At 68.7% G+C, this 19,745-nt stretch carries 5 protein-coding genes, 4 pseudogenes and 1 other annotated feature; of the genes and pseudogenes, 4 read left to right on the forward strand and 5 right to left on the reverse strand.

Annotated elements, in window-relative coordinates; genetic code table 11:
• Window positions 1-609 (forward strand): annotated as a pseudogene (locus ACFPMG_RS30730) (hypothetical protein); the annotation flags it as partial.
• Here the strand turns inward: ACFPMG_RS30730 and ACFPMG_RS30735 are convergent.
• Window positions 521-947, reverse strand: a pseudogene (locus tag ACFPMG_RS30735) (Tn3 family transposase); the annotation flags it as partial. The pseudogenes ACFPMG_RS30730 and ACFPMG_RS30735 overlap by 89 nt on opposite strands.
• 391 nt (window positions 948-1,338) lie before the next feature.
• Between ACFPMG_RS30735 and ACFPMG_RS30740 the strand changes: the two are divergent.
• Window positions 1,339-2,569 (forward strand): annotated as a pseudogene (locus ACFPMG_RS30740) (IS3 family transposase).
• Window positions 1,623-1,739: a sequence feature (AL1L pseudoknot), on the forward strand. Its footprint overlaps the pseudogene before it by 117 nt.
• A 36-nt stretch (window positions 2,570-2,605) precedes the next feature.
• On the opposite strand, the gene ACFPMG_RS30745 reads toward ACFPMG_RS30740, so the two are convergent.
• Entirely contained in the window at window positions 2,606-3,175 is a 570-nt protein-coding gene (locus ACFPMG_RS30745; protein ID WP_376999364.1) for a hypothetical protein, read from the reverse strand.
• Between the two features lie 132 nt (window positions 3,176-3,307).
• On the opposite strand from ACFPMG_RS30745, the pseudogene tnpC reads away from it, so the two are divergent.
• Window positions 3,308-4,076: pseudogene (gene tnpC / locus ACFPMG_RS30750) on the forward strand (IS66 family transposase); the annotation flags it as partial.
• A gap of 314 nt (window positions 4,077-4,390) precedes the next feature.
• Here tnpC and ACFPMG_RS30755 read toward each other — a convergent pair.
• Genes ACFPMG_RS30755 through ACFPMG_RS30765 form a run of 3 tightly spaced genes read right to left on the reverse strand, consistent with a single transcriptional unit; the run spans window position 4,391 to window position 18,240 of the window.
• A complete protein-coding gene (locus tag ACFPMG_RS30755) occupies window positions 4,391-4,927 on the reverse strand; it encodes an invasion associated locus B family protein (RefSeq protein WP_376999366.1) in 537 nt (178 codons plus the stop codon).
• Between the two features lie 30 nt (window positions 4,928-4,957).
• Window positions 4,958-6,733 carry a ShlB/FhaC/HecB family hemolysin secretion/activation protein gene (locus ACFPMG_RS30760; RefSeq protein ID WP_376999368.1) on the reverse strand — a complete coding sequence of 592 codons (1,776 nt, stop codon included), beginning with the start codon at window positions 6,731-6,733 and terminating at the stop codon, window positions 4,958-4,960.
• Window positions 6,733-18,240, reverse strand: coding sequence for an MBG domain-containing protein (locus ACFPMG_RS30765; protein WP_376999370.1), 11,508 nt, complete (start codon window positions 18,238-18,240; stop codon window positions 6,733-6,735). Before ACFPMG_RS30765 ends, ACFPMG_RS30760 begins: the two co-directional genes overlap by 1 nt.
• Before the next feature lie 294 nt (window positions 18,241-18,534).
• On the opposite strand from ACFPMG_RS30765, the gene ACFPMG_RS30770 reads away from it, so the two are divergent.
• A complete protein-coding gene (locus ACFPMG_RS30770; RefSeq protein ID WP_376999372.1) occupies window positions 18,535-19,620 on the forward strand; it encodes a helix-turn-helix domain-containing protein in 1,086 nt (361 codons plus the stop codon).
• Window positions 19,621-19,745 lie beyond the last annotated feature (125 nt).

The following is a 19,745-nucleotide window of genomic DNA, read 5'->3' on the forward strand; positions in this document are numbered from 1 at the left end:
GCCTTTCTGTGCACCGACCTGTCGGTGCCGCCACGTACGGTGCTGGAATGGTTCAACCGCCGCTGGGCGATGGAGACGACCTATGAGGAGAGCCGGGCCCTTCTCGGCATCGAAACCCAGCGACAGTGGGCTGACCCGGCGGTGTTTCGCACCGCACCGCTGCTGTTCGGGCTTTACTCGTTGATCACGCTGTACGTCCATCAGAATGCCGGCCGCCTCGCTCTCTCGCCCCGACGCGCCATCTGGTATCCGAAACCAGCGCCCACATTCGCCGACGCCTTGGCCCGTCTGCGCCAGCACCTGTGGTTCGAACAGGCCGCCATGTCGCCCGAAAGGCGACATGCTCAGAACGCCGCCGCCTCTCCTTCGACGGCTCGTCGACGTCGCCTGCTCCGCGCCGTAACCCCCGTCACCCCGCACTGCTGCTGGATGTGTGAACCGGCTCCCAACCGAGACGGCTGTCCCAAAATGCGCAAAGTCGAACGAACAGATTGTCCGGTTCGTGAGAACGGACCAGAAACTATGCTGCCAGCAGAGACATCGGCCGGCGGAGCGGCCGTAGTCCCTCTGTTGGCATCGGGTCGGCGCCCTAGACGTAGTCGCCGGTGAGGCCGATGTGTTCCCAGCCGAGCGGCGCGACGTGGCGGGCCAATTCCGGCCGGACATCAATTCCACTCTGACCGAGATTCCTCCAGGGCGGCCTGCAGATACCGGGTGTTCCACAGGATGATTGCCGACACGAGCAGGTTCAGTCCCGAGGCGCGGTAGGCTTGGTTCTCGAAGTTGCGGTCGCGCATTTCGCCGAGCCGGTTGAAGAAGATGGCCCGCGCCAAGGCGTTGCGCGCCTCGCCCTTGTTGAGCCCGGCGTTGGCCCGCCGCCGCAGCGCCGGATCGCGCAGCCAGTCCAGGGTTATGTGGAATCTGTCTGTCCAGCAAAATGGCCGTAGTCCGGCGGTGTTGGACAGCGCCTCCGGCATCCGGGCCGGATGGTCCGCCTTAGCCAGCCCCTGGTCAAGCCTGGCCCTGGCGGGCCACCGCCGGAGGCGGCGTTGGGCTTGACAAGGGCCTGTCGTCAGGCGGTTTTGTTCCACTATCGGATGCAGGGGCACGGGTCGCTGTTCCGTCAAAAGCGGCCCCGGCTGACGGTGCAGGGACCCTGGTCAGTTCGCGGGGAGTCGGACCGGCCGGCGTCGGGGTGTCGGCCAGCCGCTCCAGCAAGCGGTCGAGCGCATCACGGTCGTTTTCGACGGCGGCCTGCTCGTCCTCGGTCAGCGGAATCGTTGCCTGAACCGCGCCGGGTTTGTCGGAGGCTCCATTTCTTGAGAAGATGGAGTCATCATGACGAAGCAGAGATCAGCGAAATACGCCCCTGAAGTCCGCGAGCGCGCGGTTCGGATGGTGTTCGAGCATGAGGGGGATCACGCCTCGCAGGGGGCGGCGATCGGCTCGGTCGCGTCCAAGATCGGCTGCATGGCGGAGACGCTGCGGGGCTGGGTCCGGCAGGCCGAGCGCGACCAGGGCAAGCGGCCCGGCCCGACGACGGACGAGCAGGAGCGGATCAAGGCGCTGGAGCGCGAGGTCCGGGAACTGCGTCAGGCGAACGAGATCCTGCGCAAGGCGTCGGCGTATTTCGCCCAGGCGGAGCTTGACCGCCCGTTTCGGAAATGATCGCCTTCATCGACGCACACCGCGCCGTCCACGGGGTCGAGCCGATCTGCAAGGCGCTGCCGATCGCCCCGTCGACCTACCGCGCCCATGCCACCCGGCGGGCCGATCCGTCCAAGGCGCTGGCCCGCTCGCGAAGCGACGCGGAGCTGAGTTTGGCTATCCGACGGGTCTGGGATGCAAACTTCCAGGTCTATGGGGTACGGAAAGTCTGGCGGCAGCTGCGACGGGAAGGCATCGATGTGGCGCGCTGCACGGTGGCCCGGCTGATGAAGCACATGGGTCTGAAGGGGGTGACACGCGGCAAGGCGATGCGCACCACGATCAGCGACCGGGCGATGCCATGCCCCGCCGACCGGGTGAACCGCCAGTTCCAGGCGCCGCGTCCGAATGCCATGTGGGTGGCCGATTTCACGTACGTCGCCACGTGGCAGGGCTTCGTCTACGTCGCCTTCGTCATCGACGCATTCGCCCGCAAGATCGTGGGCTGGCGGGTGTCGCCCACCGCCTGCGCCGGCTTCGTTCTGGATGCCCTGGAGCAGGCGCTTTACGACCGCCGACCGGTTAAGGGTAGCGGTCTCATTCACCACTCGGATCGTGGGGCGCAATATGTTGCTATTCGGTATACGGAACGCCTCACCGAGGCCGGCGTCGAACCGTCGGTCGGCAGCGTCGGCGACAGCTACGACAACGCCTTGGCCGAGACGATCAAAGGCCTCTACAAGACCGAGGTGATTCGGCGCCGCGGACCCTGGCGCACACTGGAGGCCGTCGAGTTCGCCACCCTGGAATGGGTCGACTGGTTCAACCACCGACGTCTACTCGAACCCATCGGCAACATTCCCCCGCCGAGGCCGAAGCGCGCTACCATGCCCAAGCCGAGAATGTCGCCATCGCGGCGTGACTCAACAAAATCAGCCTCCGGGAAACCCGGGGCGGTTCAGCCCACCAGCGGGTCGACCGGCTTGGTGAACGCCGTGCCGGTCTTGTGGACCGGCACGTCGAGTAGGCACACCGGCGGGGCTGCCGGGTCGGCTGCGTCCGGCTGCCAACGTACGCAGCCCACGCGCAGGCGGACGATCTCGTCGCTGCGCTGGGCGGCGAAAAGCCAAGTGATCGCGAGCGCGCGCACGAGTTCGACCGGATACTCGCGTCGAACCTCGGGCGTCTGCGTGGCGGTGGCGAACCAGCGGTCCACCACGTCGAGCCATGCTGCCGGTACGCCCTCGACCGGCATCGACTGCCCGTAGGCCGGGATCGCGGGCGGGGTGGCGACTCCCAGCGCCGCGAGCGCCCGGTGAACGGCATACAGCCGGCCACCCGCCCACGCGGCGAACCCGGCATCGGCGCGCAGGCGTGCGAGAGCGTCGTCGGTGAGATCCTGGAGGCGAGGACTGCGGTTTCGGAGCAGGAGTTCACAGACGGTTGTGCGGATCATCGGATCATCCAATCCGGAGCGGTAGCCCAGGCGGGTCAGCGTGCCCGCGACCTCATCAATGGCCCGATCCACGGCCGCACGCCCGAACACCCGCCAGATCAGCGCGAAACAATTGAACGACCCGAGCTGGTGAAAGGAATCGAAGTTGCCGAGAAGGTAGGCGTAGGCGGCAACGCAGGAGCGGACCGAGGGGTCGAGCCAGCCAGGCCGCCGGCTGCGCTGTTTCACTATTCGCGCGACCGTAAGGGCGAACACCCCGAACGGCACCTGGCCGGCTTCACGGGCTGGCTCCAGGCCGATGCGTTCGCCGGCTACAACCGGCTGTACGAACCCGACCGCCGGCCGGGGCCGATCAGGGCCGCGCTGTGCTGGGCGCATGCCCGGCGCGGCTTCTTCAAGCTGGCCGACATCGCTGCGAACACGAAACGCGGCAAGGATGCCCCGCCGATCTCGCCGCTGGCGCTGGAGGCCGTGACGCGCATCGACGCCATTTTCGATCTCGAGCGCGCCTTGAACGGCAAGCCGGCGGCCGAGCGGCTAGCGGCACGCCAGGAACACGGCGTCACCCTGGTAGCCGCGCTGGAGAGCTGGTTGCGGACGGAGCGCGCCCGGCTCTCCCGCCATGCGCCCGTGGCCAAGGCGATGGACTACATGTTGACCCGCTGGGACGGCTTCACCCGGTTCCTCGGCGACGGCCGGCTGTGCCTGACGAACAATTCCGCCGAGCGTGGCCTGCGCGGGATCGCTTTGGGCCGGAAAGCGTGGCTGTTCTGCGGCTCCGATCGCGGCGGGCAGCGGGCAGCGGGCGGCGATCATGTACGGCCTGATCACCACGGCGAAGCTCAACGACGTCGATCCCCAGGCATGGCTCGCCGATGTGCTGGCGCGCATCAACGACATCCCCCAAACCCGCCTGCACGAACTCCTCCCCTGGGAATGGAAGGAAATCCGCGAGCAGACGAAAGCTGCCTGACCGCGGCACTCAGCGGATGCTTACAATCGACGGGCGGCAGCGTCGGCTTGGCAACCAGCGCTCTGGCGGCACCACCGAGTGCCAAAGCATCGCTTTGGCGATCCCGAAACGCCGCCTGCCAGTCCGCATCGTTGAGCAATTGGCCGATTCCTCTGCGCCAATGGCGTCCCTGCGCCTCATGCGACTGTATTCCGCGAGCCGCTGGACGTGACGACTGCAACTCATGCAAACCGTCTCGGTAATGTGACTGACGCCCGCGTCCTGCATCACGCTGAGAGATCCCGGAAGTCCCAAGGGTCGTTCACCATATCGCTTCAGCCTCCCTGCTTTCCTACGCTGGCCGCGTAGGCGTTGCGCAGCCCCTTGGCGGACAGCGGCAGGGTCATCGCCTTGCCGGGACCGTCGGAAAAACCCAGGCTGATCGGCTGGGATGCCGTCGCCAGGGCATCCAGACTCTGTTTCGAGAGATCCGCGTCGGCGTAGCAGGATTGCAGGCACCGACGGAAGGCGAGCGAGACAACCGGCTTGTCACCGACGCGAATGGTCGCCCCGTCAGGCAGCCACACGCCGGCTGGCAACTCGACGAGGATCTTGTCGCTGGCGGCTCCGGCCGGCCGGCCGATCACTGTCTGCGCGATGATGCGCCCATCCGGCCCGGCAACCGTCTGCACGCTCTCACAGACCTTCGTGTCCTTGGCACCGTCGCGCCCCATTTCGCAGCGCACGATCCAATCGTCATAGTTGGCCGTCGTCCGGTTCGGTGCCGGCTGCTGCGCCGATGCGGCACCGGCGGCAACGCAAAGCATCAGCGACAGAAGGGCAACACTCGGGCGGGTCATGGTTGCGATCATCGGTGGCCTTCTCAAGAGGGTTGCATAGGGTCAGTAGATGGTGGAGATCCGGACCCTCAGGTCGAGATCGCCGGCACGCCGCTTATCCTCGTCAAGCAGGGCGACGCCCGCGGTCAGCCCCATCGTCAGATGACCGGCGAAGCGGTAGTCGAGGCCGAGGCCGGTACCCGCGAGGGAAAGCGTGCGGCGCCCTCCGAAGTCGGTTCCGATGGCGCCGTCCAGGAAGGCGAAGGGGTGTACGGCATCGTCCCGGATCAGCGGGAAGCCGGGCAAACGCAGGTCGTTGCGCAGGATGAGGCCGCGATCGGCCACGCCGTCCCCAAGGTCGTATCCGCGCACCGCGTAGAGACCGCCGAGCGCGATCTGCTCCGTATCGGGCAGCGCCCGCCCGGCGAGTTGGACCGTCAGCTCGTTGACGAGGCCGAAGCCGTCGCCGAGGTCCGTGCTGCGGCTCGCCACGCCGGTCATGTACGCGTAGTCCAGACGCCGCACCCGGCCGTTCGAGAAAGCGCTCCAGCCCTGGTCGTCGTTGCCGGTCAGGACGCCGCCGGGATTGGCCTTGCCGGTCAGGCCGATCGCCGTCGTCCCCAGGCGGTCGCTCCAGCTCCGGTCCCAGCCGAGACCGATCTGGAAGAGGTCCACGCGCGCCCGGCCCAGCCACACATCCTGGAACGCGACCCGCCGCTCCAGCCTCTTGATCTCGATTCCGGCTTGGACGTCGCCGAAGTGGACGCCAGGGAGAAGGTCGGAAAGCGCGGAACGGTAGTAGACCGGCAGCTCGAAGAAGGTGTTGTCGGAGGTGAAGGGATCCGTCTTCTGACGCGTCGCCACAAAGTTCGGGCTGACCTCGATCGCCTGGCGATCGCCGGTCGGCAGAACGAAGCGGGCCGAATGGCTGAGATAGCGGGCGCGGTCGCCGTCACCCGGAAACAGACGCCCGGCATCGGAGAACAGGTCGCGCGATCCGGTCGTCTGCCAGGAGCCGTAGGCGTGGTTGAGCCCGGCAAGGCCGAACCCGCCGCCGACGAACAGGCGGTTGCGGTCGGTCTCGCGCGTGCCGGTGTTGGAATAGCCGGCGAAGACCTGCCAAGGCTTCTGCCGGGTCACTTCCAGCGTCAGATCGGACCGGCCGAAACCGTCGCCGGGTGAAAAGACGCCCTGCACCCGGCGGTAGGGATAGCGGTTGAGCCAACGCAAATCCTCGTCGATCCGCGCCGCCTCGATCCGCTCACCCTCGGCGCCACGAATCCGCTCCGCGACGGAAGCGCCGGGTTCATCCTCTTCCCCCTGGGTGGAGACCCGGCCCAATGCGAACTCGATCACCTGCAGGCTGAGGATGCCGGCGGAAATTTCCTGCGGGGGAACGCTGACCGAGACGAACGGGTAGCCGACGTCCCGATAGACCCCCGCGACGGCCGCTTGCGCATCGGCGATCAGCGCCATGGACAGCGGCCGGCCGATGAAGCCGGCGAGTGCCGCGCGCAACTCGCTCCGCAAGGCCGGATCGGGCTCCACACCTCCCAGGCCGATCCGGCCGATGACGACCTCGTCCCCCTCTGGAAGCGGGGCGGCCGCATCGCGGCCGATCAGGCGGAAGGCGCGCAGCGAGACGCCGAGCGGCGTTGGGTCCGCCGCCACGCGGCTGCCAGGATCGACCGTGATTGTGGCGGACGGCGCCGCCTGCTCCGGCGGCGGGTTCCGTTCGACCGGCACGGACTGCGCGAGCGCGCCGCCGCCCGACAGGACCAGGACCAGGACACCCAGGGCGAAGGCTTGGATGGGGAAACGGCAAGGGTTTGACGGCATCACGGGGATTTCACGCTCAGGAAGGTTCCCAGAACCCGGTTGGCGGGGTGGGGAAGGGATGCACAGCCTTCGCCGCCGGCCGCGCCGCAGGCGTCCTGGGTTCCATCGCCGCCCCCATCCTGTTCTGATGCGAGGCCCGGCGATCCGGCTTCGCTTCCCGAGCGGCCTGCAACGGGGGGCGCAGCCGGAGACGGCGCGACCGGATCGATGAAACGCGCAGGCAAGAAGGCGGCGATCCCGGACGGCGGAGGCAACTCCACCGGCACGCCCGGGGTGGCGCGCGGATCGCTTGCGGTTGGACGATCGGTGGACGGCGGATTGTCGGTGCCGGCCGGACGGGACGGGTCGTCAACGACCACCACCGGCGGGGGCTGGACGATCACCAGGTTACCATCGACATAGCGAAGCGTGTAGTTTCCTGCCGCATCTCCGGAGAGGACCCCGCCCGTCGCCGTGCTGACGTATCGTCCGACGCTCGACAGAGATGTGGCGCTGGTGGAGACGCCGACGCCGGACAACAGGGCGTCGCCTTGACCATTCTTCCAGCCCGACACGCTGTAGCCCAGCGACGGCACGCTGTCACCAAGGACCATCGTGCCGTTGGCTGCGGTCACGGTCAGCGGCGCCGGGGTCACCGCGAAGGCACCGTTGACGTAGCGGATCGTGTAGTTGCCGGCCGCCGCACCCGACAGCGTTCCACCCGTCGCCGCACTGGCATAGGCCCCGACGTTCGACAGCGCGGTGGCGTTGGTGGAGACGATGACACCGGACAGCAGGGCGTCGCTTTGGCCGTTTCTCCAGCCCGACACGCCGTAGCCCAGCGACGGCACGGCGTCGCCGTAGACCATCATGCCGTTGCCCGCCGTCACGGTCAGTGGCGCCGGGGTCACTGTGACGGTGCCGGTTATATGGCTGAGACTGTAGTTGCCCACCGCCGCTCCGGACAGGACACCGCCCGTAACTGTGCTGACATAGGCTCCGGCATTCGACAGCGACGTAACGGCGGTGGAGACGCCGATGCCGGAGATCAGGGCGTCACCCTGGCCGTTCTTCCAACCCGATGTGGTGTAGCCCAACGCCGGCACGGCATCGCCGTAGACCATTGTGCCGTCGGCCGCCGTCACCGTCAGCGTCGCCGGCGTCACCGCGAAGGTACCGCCCAGATGAGTGAGCGTGTAGTTTCCAGCCGCGGCGCCTGACAGAACCCCGCCCGTCGCCGTGGTGATGTAGGCGGTTCCGACATTCGACAAGGACGTGGCGTTGGTAGAGACGCCGACGCCGGACAGCAAGGCCCCGTTCTGGCCGTTCCTCCAGCCCGATACGCTGTAGCCCAGTGACGGCACGGCATCTCCATAGGCCATCGTGCCGTTGGCCGCGGTCACCGTCAGCACCGCCGGCGTCACCGAGAAGGCGCCGTTGACATAGCTGAGCGTGTAGTTGCCGGCCGCCGCCCCGGACAGCGTCCCGTCTGTCGCCGACGTGAGGTAGGCGCTGCCGACGTCGGACAGAGCCGTGGCGTTGGTGGACACGGTGACGCCGGACAGCAACGCGTCGCCCTGGCTGTTCTTCCACCCCGACACGCTGTAGCCCAGCGACGGCACGGCGTCACCGTAGACCCTCGCGCCGTTGCCGGCGGTCACGGTCAACGGCGCCGGGCTGATCAAGACGGTGCCGCCCACATGGCTGAGCGTGTAATTGCCGGCCGCCGCGCCCGACAACATCCCGCCCGTCGCGGTGCTGGCGTAAGTCCCAACATTCGACAGGGATGTGGCGCCGGTGGAGACACTGATGCCCGAGAGCGAGGCGTCACCCTGGCCGTTCTTCCACCCCGATGTGGTGTAGCCCAATGCCGGGACGTTCTCGCCGTAGATCATCGTCGCGTCGGCTGCCGTCACCGTCAACGTCGCCGGCGTCACCGAGAAGGCACCCCCAACGTAGGCGAGAGTGTAGTTGCCCGTCGCGCCGCCCGACAGCACTCCGCCCGTCGCCATGGTAAGGTACGAGGTTCCGACATTCGACAAGGACGTGGCGTCCGTAGAGATGCCGACGCCGGGCAGCAGGGCGTCGCTCTGGCCGTTCCTCCAGCCCGACGTCGTGTAGCCCAGCGACGGTACGGCATCGCCATAGACCATCGTCCCATTGGCCGCTGTCACGGTCAGCGTCGCCGGCGTCACCGAGAAGGCACCGTCGACGTAGCTGAGCGTGTAGTTGCCCGCCGCCGGCCCGGACAGCGTTCCGCCCATCGCCGTGGTGGTGTAGGCGGCCCCTACATTCGACAAGGACGCGGCGTCCGTGGAGACGGTGACGGCCGAGAGCAGAGCGCCGCCCTGACCGTTTCTCCAGCCCGACGTCGTGTAGCCCAGCGACGGCACGGCATCGCCGTAGACCATCGTCCCATTGGCCGCCGTCACCGTCAGCGTCGCCGGAATCACGGAGAAAGCGCCGTTGACGTGGTTGAGCGTGTAATTGCCGGCCGCTGCTCCGGACAGCGTTCCACCGGTCGCCGTGCTGGCGTAGTTCCCGACATTCGACAGCGACGTGGCGTCGGTGGAAACGCCGACGCCGGACAAGAGAGCGTCGCCTTGGCCGTTCTTCCAGCCGGAGATGGCGTAGCCCAGCGACGGCACGGCATCGCCGTAAACCATCGTGCCGCTGGCCGCCGTCACCGTCAGCGCCGCCGGCGTCACCGAGAAGGCCCCCCCGACGTAGGCGAGAGTGTAGTTTCCCGCCGCCGCGCCCGCCAGCGTTCCGCCCATCGCCGTGGTGGTGTAGGCGGCCCCCACATCCGACAGCGTGGTGGCGTCGGTGGAAACGCCGACGCCGGACAAGAGAGCGTCGCCTTGGCCGTTCTTCCAACCAGAACTGGTGTAGCCCAGCGACGGCACGGCATCGCCGTAGACCATCGCGCCATTGGCAGCGGTCACCGTCAGGATCGCCGGCGTCACCGAGAGGGAGCCACCGACGTAGCTGAGGGTGTAGTTGCCGACGGCCGCTCCGGACAACGCTCCGCCCGTCGCCGTGGTGAGGTAGAAGGTTCCGACGTCCGACAGGGATGATGCGTTGGTGGAGACCGTGACCCCTGACAGCAGGGCGTCGCTCTGGCCGTTCCGCCAGCCCGACACGCCGTAGCCAAGCGTCGGCGCGGCATCGCCGTAGACCATCGCGCCATTGGCGGCGGTCACCGTCAGCGTCGCCGGGGTGATCGTGACGGTGCCGGTCGCACGGCTGAGTGTGTAATTGCCCGCCGCCGCGCCCGACAAGATTCCTCCCGTTGTGGAGGAGGTGTAGAGCCCGACGTTCGACAGCGACGTGGCGTCGGTGGAGACGGTGACCCCGGAGAGCAGCGCCTCCCCCTGGCCGTTCTTCCAGCCCGCCACGCTGTAGCCCACCGACGGCGCCGTGTCACCGTAGACCATTGCGCCATTGGCGGCGGTCACCGTTAGCGTCGCCGGGGTCACCGAAAAGCTGCCGTCCACATGGCGGAGCACATAGTTCCCGGTTGCCGCGCCCGACAGCGTGCCGCCCGCTGCCGTGCTGGCGTAGACCCCGACGTTCGACAGCGACGTGGCGTCGGCGGAGACGATGACCCCGGAAAGCAGCGCGTCGCTCTGGCCGTTCCTCCACCCTGCCACGCTGTAGCCAAGCGACGGTACGGCGTCGCCATAGACCAACGTCCCGTTAGCCGCCGTCACGGTCAGCGTCGCCGGCGTCACCGAGAAGGTGCCGCCAACATGGCTGAGCGTGTAGTTGCCCGCCGCCGACCCGGACAGCGTGCCGCCCGTCGCTGTCGTGACATAGGCGCTCCCCACGTCGGACAGCGTGGTGGCGTTGGTGGAGACTGCGACCGCCGAGAGCAGCGCCCCGCTCTGGCCGTTCTTCCAGCCGGAGCTGGTGTAGCCCAGCGACGGCACGGCATCGCCGTAGACCATCATGCCGTTGCCCGCCGTCACCGTCAGCGCGGCCGGAGTCACCGAGAAGCTGCCGCCGACATGGCTGATGGTATAGTTGCCGGTTGCCGCGCCCGCCAACGTGCCGCCCGTCGCTGTGGTGATGTAGGCGGTTCCCACATCCGACAGTGACGTGGCGTCGCTCGAGACGGTGACGCCGGAGAGCAGCGCATCGCTCTGGCCGTTCTTCCATCCCGAAATCGTGTAGCCCAGCGAGGGTACGGTGTCGCCATAGATCATCGTGCCGTTGGCAGCCGTCACCGTCAGGGTGGCCGGAGTCACCGCGAAGGAACCGTTGACGTAGCTGAGCGTGTAATTCCCTGCCGCCCCCCCGGACAGCGTGCCGCCCGTCGCCATGGTGGTATAAGCACCAACGTTCGACACGGATGTAGCGCTTGCGGAGACGCTGATGCCCGGGAGCGAGGCGTCACCCTGGCCGTTCTTCCACCCCGACACACTGTAACCCAGCGACGGCACGGCATCGCCGTAGACCATCGTGCCGTCGGCAGCCGTCACCGTCAGCGGCGCCGGGGTGATCGTGACGGTGCCGGTCGCATGGCTGAGCGTATAGTTGCCGGCTGCAGCGCCCAACAACGTCCCACCGGTCGCCGTGCTGGTGTAGATCCCAACGTTTGACAGCGTGGTGGCGTTTGTCGAGGCGGCGACCGCCGAGAGCAGGGCATCGCTCTGGCCATTCCTCCAGCCCGACGTCGTGTAGCCCAGCGACGGTACGGCGTCGCCGTAGACCATCGTCCCATTGGCCGCCGTTACCGTCAGCGTCGCCGGCGTCACCGAGAAGGCACCGTCGACGTAGCTGAGCGTGTAATTGCCGGCCGCTGCTCCGGACAGCGTTCCACCGGTCGCCGTGCTGGTGTAGTTCCCGACATTCGACAGCGCTGTGGCGTTGATGGAAACGCCGACGCCGGACAAGAGAGCGCCGCCCTGTCCGTTCCTCCAACCGGACGTCGTGTAGCCCAGCGACGGCACGGCGTCGCCGTAGACCATCATGCCGTTGCCTGCCGTTACTGTCAGCGTCGCCGGGGTCACCGAGAAGGAACCGCCCACATGGCTGATGGTATAGTTGCCGGCCGCCGCGCCCGACAGCGTGCCGCCTGTTGCCGTGGTGGTATAAGCGCTCCCCACGTCCGACAGCGTGGTGGCGTTGGTGGACACGCCGACGCTGGACAGCAGCGCTCCGCTCTGGCCGTTCTTCCAACCCGATGTCGTGTAGCCCAGCGACGGCACGGCATCGCCGTAGACCATCGTCCCGTTGGCCGCCGTCACCGTCAGCGTCGCCGGCGTCACCGAGAAGGACCCATTGACGTGGCTGAGGGTGTAGTTGCCCGCCGCCGCGCCCGACAGTGTCCCGCCCGTCGCCGTCGTGACATAGGCGCTCCCCACATCCGACAGCGCGGTGGCGTTGGTGGACACCCCGACACCGGACAGCAAGGCGCCGCTCTGGCCGTTCTTCCAGCCGGACGTCGTGTAGCCCAGCGACGGCACGGTGTCGCCGTAAACCATCGTGCCGTCGGCCGCCGTCACCGTCAGCGTCGCCGGAGTCACCGAGAAGGACCCATTGACGTGGCTGAGCGTGTAGTTGCCCGCCGCTGCGCCTGACAGCGTGCCGCCTGTTGCTGTGGTGGTGTAGGCGGTTCCGACATTCGACAGTGACGTGGCGTTGGTGGACACGCCCACACCGGACAGCAGCGCCCCGCTCTGGCCGTTCTTCCACCCCGACACGCTGTAGCCCAGCGACGGGACGGCGTCGCCGTAGACCATCGTCCCATTGTCCGCCGTCACGGTCAGCGTCGCCGGTGTGATCGAGAAGCTGCCGCCGACATGGCTGAGCGTGTAGTTGCCGGCCGCTGCGCCCGACAGCGTGCCGCCTGTTGCCGTGGTGGTGTAGGCGGTTCCGACATTCGACAAGGACGTGGCGTCCGTGGAGACGGTGACGCCGGACAGCAGCGCGCCGCTCTGGCCGTTCTTCCAGCCGGACGTCGCGTAGCTCAGCGACGGCACGGCGTCGCCGTAGACCATCGTCCCGTCAGCCGCCGTCACCGTCAGCGTCGCCGGCGTCACCGAGAAGCTGCCGCCGACATGGCTGAGGGTGTAATTTCCCGCCGCCGCGCCCGACAGCGTCCCGCCCGTCGCCGTGGTGGTATAAGCGCTCCCCACGTCCGACAGCGCGGTGGCGTTGGTGGACACGCCGACACCGGACAGCAACGCCCCGCTCTGGCCGTTCTTCCAGCCGGACGTCGTGTAGCCCAGCGACGGCATAGCGTCGCCGTAGACCATCGTGCCGTTGTCCGCCGTCACCGTCAGCGTCGCCGGTGTGATCGAGACGGTGCCGGTCGTGTGGACAATCGTGTAGTTGCCCACCGCCGCGCCGGACAGAACCCCACCCGTCGCCGTGCTGGCGTAGTCCCCGACGTCCGACAGCGCGGTGGCGCTCGTCGACACGGCCACGCCAGACAGCAGAGCGCCGCTCTGGCCGTTCTTCCAGCCGGACGTCGTGTAGCCCAGCGACGGCACGGCATTGCCGTAGACCATCGTCCCGTTGGCGGCCGTCACCGTCAGCGTCGCCGGCGTCACCACGGCGCCCACATTCACCACACGGGCCGCCCCGCCCGCGCTGAAGGTGGCGGAAACCCCCGATGTGTCGAGGAAGTTCAAATAGGTTCCGACATTCGTACCGGCCGCCAGAGTGCTCGACGCCGAGCCGGTGACCCGGCTCCAGGCCCAACCGCCCAGCAGGGACACGGGCACCGTCTGCGGATCGTCGCCATAGACGGCGGACTGCACCACGCCGACCACGCCGGACACGCCATACAGCAGGGGCGCGTCCGTTCCGTCAGCCGGCGCCCAGACCATGCGGTCGAAGCCGGTGAAGCTGCTCGCGTCGCGCATCCCCGCGCTGTCCAGACCGGTCACGCCGGTGACCGACCCGGCCCCGGCGCCGGTCGCCATGCCGCTGGTCTGCGTGTTCCAGTAGGACAGCGTGGTCGTGCCGTCGTTGCGCCCGACCAGCCCGCCGAGCGCGGCGCCCTGCCCGGACACCGCGCCCGTGGCGTAGGATTGGGTGATGGAGCTGCCCGCGCCGTTGTTCCCCACCAGCCCGCCGGTGCCGAGGCCCTGCCCGGTCACTGCCCCGGTGGCGTAGGACTGGGCGATGGAGCCGCCCACGTTGTTGTCGCCCACCAGCCCGCCGACGCCGTCGCCCTGCCCGGTCACCGCGCCTGTGGCGTAGGACTGGCGGATGGTGGCGGTGTTGAGGCCCACCAGCCCGCCGGTGCCGAGGCCCTGCCCGCTCACGCCGGCCCACGAGAAGGACTGGAGGATGGTGCCGCCGTTCAATCCGGCGATGGCCCCGACCCGGTCGCGGCCGGTCACGGTGCTGGTCGCGTCCAACCCGACGTAGCCCACCGTCCCGCCCGAGCCGATCCCGCCGAACAGCCCGACGTCGTCGCTCGTCGGACGGTTGATGGTCAGCCCGCGGATCAGATGGCCGCGCCCGTCGAACCGACCGGTGAAGCCGGCGCCCCCCGTCCCCAAGGGCGTGAAGCCGCCCGCTCCCCAGACGCCGGCCGCATCGGCGCCTGACGTCGCCTGCGCGTCGATGTCCGCCCCGAGCCGGTAGGACCCCGCCGGGTTCGCGTCGATCAGTTGGAGCTGGTGGAGGTTGGTGACGGTGGCGACGCCATCGCTTCCCGGCGTCGCCGCCTCCCACCGCCCGATGGGCCGCATGTCCGCGGACTGGTACCAGTCCTTGGCGAAATCCCAGCCGACATAGGAGGATGCCTGGCGCGCCTCGGCGGTGGTCAGCCCGGTCAGGCCGGTCACCACCTTGTTGCCGACGCCATTCTGCTGCCCGCTGGTCTGCGTGTCCCAATAGGAGTTGGTGATGGTGCCTTGAGTATGCTGGCCGATAAAGCCGCCGACGTTGCTGGCTCCCGTCACACGGCCGGAAGCGTACGATTCGTTGATCTCTGCGGAACTTCTTCCGACAAGCCCTCCAGCCGAGCTTCCTGCAGCGGTGACCGATGCGGCCGCGTAGGATCGTTTGATCCGGTCCGTAGAGCTTGCGGCTCCAACAAGCCCTCCAACAACACTGTGGCCGGAAACAGTTCCAATGAAGTAGGAGTTCTCGACAATCACTCCTCCAGCTGTGCTACCGACAAGACCTCCGACAAAGATTGATGACGCCCCAGAGAATTGGCCATTGACAATCCCGATATTTTTGATGATGGCACTTCTGCTAGCCGATCCTGACGCCCGACCAAAGAATCCCAAGTTCGAGATTTGTGGACGATTGATAAAAAGATTGTTGATTACATGGCCATTCCCGTCGAAGGTCCCACGGAATGTAACGTCCCCTACCCCAATCGGGACGAATCCGCGCGTGCCCCAGATGCCTGCAGGGTTGAGGCCGGCGGTCTCGGACGCGTCGATGTCCATGCCCAGCCGATAGTTGCCACTGTAATATTGAAACCAATCGGTGGCTGCGTTTATCAGGACGAGCTGATGCAGATTGCTGACGACGGCATAACCGTCCGCTCCCTTCCTGGGCGCCTCCCACATCCCAATGGGCCTGAAGTCCGGATCGGGGTAGTAGAAATTCAGGTACCATTTGCTAGTACCGACGGCAAAATACTGGCCGTCCTGCACCACCGAGTCGGAAGTCCGGATCTCGTCTGAGGTCAGGCCTCTTATTCCGTTGGCCGTGCCGCTGCCGGTGCCGATGCCATTATTCCCAAGGCCGGTGGTCTGCGTGTCCCAAAAGGACCATTCGACCGTGCCGCCGTTGGCACCGATCAGCCCGCCGGCATCCTGCCCCGTCACGGCGCCGGTGGCGTAGCTCTCGGTCACCGTGCCGCCATTGTCGCCGATCAGGCCGCCGACCGACCTCGTTCCCGTCACGCTGCCCAGGGCGTAGGCTTCGGTCACGGACCCTGCGGTCATCCGTCCGACCAGCCCGCCCACCTGATCGCCCCCCGCCGTCACGGCGCCGCTGGCATAGGCCTGGAGGATCGTCCCGCTGTTGCTGCCGGCCAGTCCGCCGACAGCACCACCCTGTGCCGTCACCGCGCCGGTGGCGAAGGACTGGCCGACCGTCCCGGCATTGCTGCCGACCAGCCCGCCGACCTCGCCGCCCCGCCCGGTCACCGTGCCGGTGGCCGACGCCCAGGTCACCGTCCCGGCATTGCTGCCGGCCAGGGCTCCGACCCTGTTCGCCCCAAGCACGCTGCCGCCCACCATGCGGACGTCCCGCACCGCGCCGCTGGTGCCGACGACGCCGAACAGGCCGACATCGTCGCTGCCCGGCCGGTTGATCGTCAGCCCGTCGATGGCATGATCCCGGCCGTCGAACCGCCCTGTGAAGGGGGTGGCGGCGCTGCCCAGCGGGGCGAAGCCGGCGCCGCTGTTCCAGCCGGCGGTGGCCTGCGCGTCGATGTCGCGGCCCAGCGCGTAGGTGCCCGCCAGATTGGTGCCGATGGCCTGCAGATTTTCCGCCGTGTTCACCAGCATGTAGCCGGTCACCACCGTGCCCGCCCCGGCGATGCCGGAATAATCGGTCGGCGCGGTGTAGGCGGTGGGGTTGTAGAGGATGGACGCTCCGCCGGAGGCCGTGACGGTGGCTCCCGCGCCGAACCGCACCGTTCCCGTCCCGATGCCGCCGTAATCCGACCACAGCACCACCTTCGCCCCGCTCACGGCGGTGTTCACCGCGACGTCGCGCTTTGCCAGCAGCGAAACATCGGACCTGTTTTCGCCGGTGACGGCCGCGTTCACCGCGACGTCGCGACCGGCCATCAGCACGATCATCCCCTCGCTGCCTTGCGCGGTGAGGGCGGCGTTCACCGTGATGTCCCGGTAGGCCGACAGGGTGAGCGTCGTCGACGCGTTCCAGGTGAGCGGTGCCGCCACCGTGATGTCGCCGGCCTGGGTTCCGCCCTCCCCCGTCGTCACCAGAACGTTGGCGAAGTTCAACGCCGACTTCAGCGTGTTCACGTTCAGCACGCTGTCGTCGCCGCTGGCGCTGAAACCGGACATTCCGCTGTCGGCGGCGTCGGAGATGGTCAGGTTGTAGGGGTCGAGCAGCAGCGTGCCGAAGCCCGCCGTCCCGCGCAGGTCCGCCGTGCCGGTGAAGGCCAGACGCGCCTTGCCCGACACCTCCGCGTCGCCGCCCTTGGCGGCGCCCCGCGCCGAGATCGCCCCGGCGAAGGCGGTGTCGCGGTCGGACCACAGCACGACCCGGCCGCCGTCCCCCCGCGTGCCGTCGGCGCGGAGCTGCGCCCCCGCCTCCACCGTCACCGTCCGCGCCGTCGCCACCGGCTCGGCGAGGTAGCGCGTCGCCGCGTTCCGTCCGCCCTGGTAGTCGCCGCCGACCAGCAGCGTGCCGCCCGCCGTCCCGGACACGTCCAGCGCCGCCGTCCCGGACAGCACCACCGTCCCGCCGGTCGCCACCAGCGTCCCGCCCCGTCCGGTCGTTCCCGAGGCGTCGAGCGTTCCGGCGACCCTCACCGACTCGCCGGACACCCGGATGTCGCCGCCCGACACGTCCGGCCGCCGTGACGGCCGCGGCGGCCGCTTGGCCGCCCCGTCCCTCCGCCCCGGCTCCCGGACCTCCAGCGTCGGGCGCTCCGGCTTCGGGCGGTCCGGCTTCGGGTTGGCCTCGGCGGTCCGGCGCTGCGCCACCACCGGGCTGTCGACGGTCACCGCGCCGCCGTCCCCCGCCGTCAGGAAGACGCGGCCGTCCCGCGTGGCGGCCCCCGTCGCCTTGACCACGCCGCCGGTGTTGCCGGCCAGCGCGTAGAGGTTGCCGCCGTTCGCCCGCATCTCGGCGTTGGCCGCCGCCAGCGTTCCGGCGTTGACCGCCTCGGTGTCCGCCCCGCCGATCCTGACGACGAACCGACCGTCGGCGTCGGCCTTCTCCTTCGCCAGCACCTCGTAGCCCGCCACCAGGGCGGCGGTTCCCTTGGGCGCCGCGATGGTGCCCTCGTTGCGCACGGAGCGGGCGATCAGCGCCACGTCGCCGCCCCGCGAGGCGATCGTCCCCATGTTGACCACGGCGGCCTTCGACGTCCCCGCGAAGGTCAGGTCGCCCCGGGCGGCGAAGGCGGCGTCGGGCACGTCGTGGGTGGACGCGATGAAGCTGCCGCCGGTCGCGACCCGCCCCTCCTTGCCGACCACGATCCCGGCGCGGTTGACGAGATAGGCGGAGCCGGTCGCCGTCAGCGACCCGTCGATGCGCGAGGGCAGAGCGCCGGTGACGCGGTTCAGGGTGGCGCCGGCGCCGTTGTCGATGTGGACCGACTTCCCGGCGCCGATGGAGAAGCCCTGCCATTCGACGATGCCGGTGCGCGAGCCCTGGTCGATGCGCAGCCCGCCGGCCTGCTCGGCGATGCGCCCGCTCCCGGCGGTGAAGCGCCCGCCGGTCGGCAGCGCGTCGTCGGCAGCGGCCGAATGCAGGGGAGTGAGCGCCGTGCCGCTCAGCAGAAGGAACAGCAGGCTGCCACGGCCGATGGTCCGTCCGGTGGAGCGCCGGCGCCCCGTCGTCACGTTTTGCATTCCCTTGGCACCGGTCCCTGTCGGCATGGGCGGCAGCGTGGTCCGGGCGCGCCGGGTGCGGCCACGACACGGCCGCAATCCCGCTCCCCATCGACCGACCGGCCCACGGCTTACTCCTTATGGAGAGGGAAATTTATCGGATCGGTCCCGCCCCCGCCCGACGATCCGTCCCAAAAACTTGGCACCGCGTCTCACGGCGGCGGCCCGGCCCAACGTCCTGTTGCGGGCGGTGGGCGGAGCTTGCTAAAGGACACCGCCTCCGTCCCCGTCATGGGAAGCCCTGCGGTGCCCGCCGACAAACCCGCGATCCCGGTGCTGCGCTTCCCTCCCGATGGCCTGTCGGGCCGGGAGCGCGTCCGCCAGTGGCGCGACATCCTGTCGGTCTTCTTCGACGCCGAGCCGGTCGGCGCGATAGACGACAAGGAAGACCACACGGAGGACGGCGGGTCCGGCTTCGCCGGGTCGATGACGACCCACCACCTCGGCAGCTTGCTGATGGCTCGCATCGACGGGCCGCCGGCGACCCTGCGCCGCACGAGCGCCACCATCGCCCGCGGCGCCGTGGACCACTGCCTGATCCAGGTCTATCTCGACGGGGGCTGCACCGGCACGGCGGGCGAACGGGCGTTCGCGATGCGGGCCGGCGATGTCGGCGTTCTGGATTTCGCCCGGCCGCTGGCCGTCGAGACCACGGCTTTCAGCGCCCTGACGCTGGTGATCCCCCGCGCGGCCCTGATTTCCCCGAACAAGGCGCCGGAGGTCCTGCACGGGCTGGTGCTGCCGGCCGCGTCGGCGGTGGGAACGCTGCTGAACGACCATGTCCGCAACCTCCACGCCCAACTCCCCGGCCTGAGCATCAAGGTGGCCGCCACGGTGGCCGGCGGCACCATCGGGGTGATCGCCGCGGGCATCGGTTCGGCGCTCGACGCCCGCGGCCCGTTCGACGAGCCGCAGGGAGCCCTGCTCGACCGCATCACGGGCTTCATCGACCGGAAGCTCGACGCCGCCGACCTCGGGACCGATCTGATCTGCGACGCCTTCGGCCTGTCGCGCTCGACCCTCTACCGCCTGTTCGAGCCGCTGGGCGGGGTGGCGAAGCATGTCCGCGACCGTCGGCTGGCGCGGGCGCTGCACGATCTGGCGGCGCCCCAACCGGACCGGCCCCGGATCGCCGACATCGCCTATCACTGGGGATTCGGGTCGGAAGCCGCGTTCAGCCGGGCGTTCCGCGCCGCCTACGGCATGGCGCCGGGCGAGGCGCGGGACACCGCCGAACGCATGCGGCAGTCCGCGCCGAAGGACGATGGGGCGGCGGAGCGTGTTCTCGAACGGTGGATACGCTCCCTGACCCCGGGCGGCTTGCCGTCCTGACTCTCGCCGTTCCGGCCCATGTCTGTTCTCACCAAGCCATGAAGCCGTGCGCCATCGCGCGCCGGGAGCGCTGATTGATTGGCTGGAAAGATAATGTTCACCCACTCCTGTTCTTGCAAAGATTG

This window comes from Azospirillum himalayense, from assembly GCF_042657465.1.
In the GTDB taxonomy this organism is placed as follows: domain Bacteria; phylum Pseudomonadota; class Alphaproteobacteria; order Azospirillales; family Azospirillaceae; genus Azospirillum; species Azospirillum himalayense.

What these genes read in the sequence shown, in the direction of transcription:
- ACFPMG_RS30755 (WP_376999366.1), bottom strand. Translation starts at nt 4,927, where the DNA reads ATGATCGCAACCATGACCCGCCCGAGTGTTGCCCTTCTGTCGCTGATG.
- ACFPMG_RS30760 (WP_376999368.1), bottom strand. Translation starts at nt 6,733, where the DNA reads ATGCCGTCAAACCCTTGCCGTTTCCCCATCCAAGCCTTCGCCCTGGGT.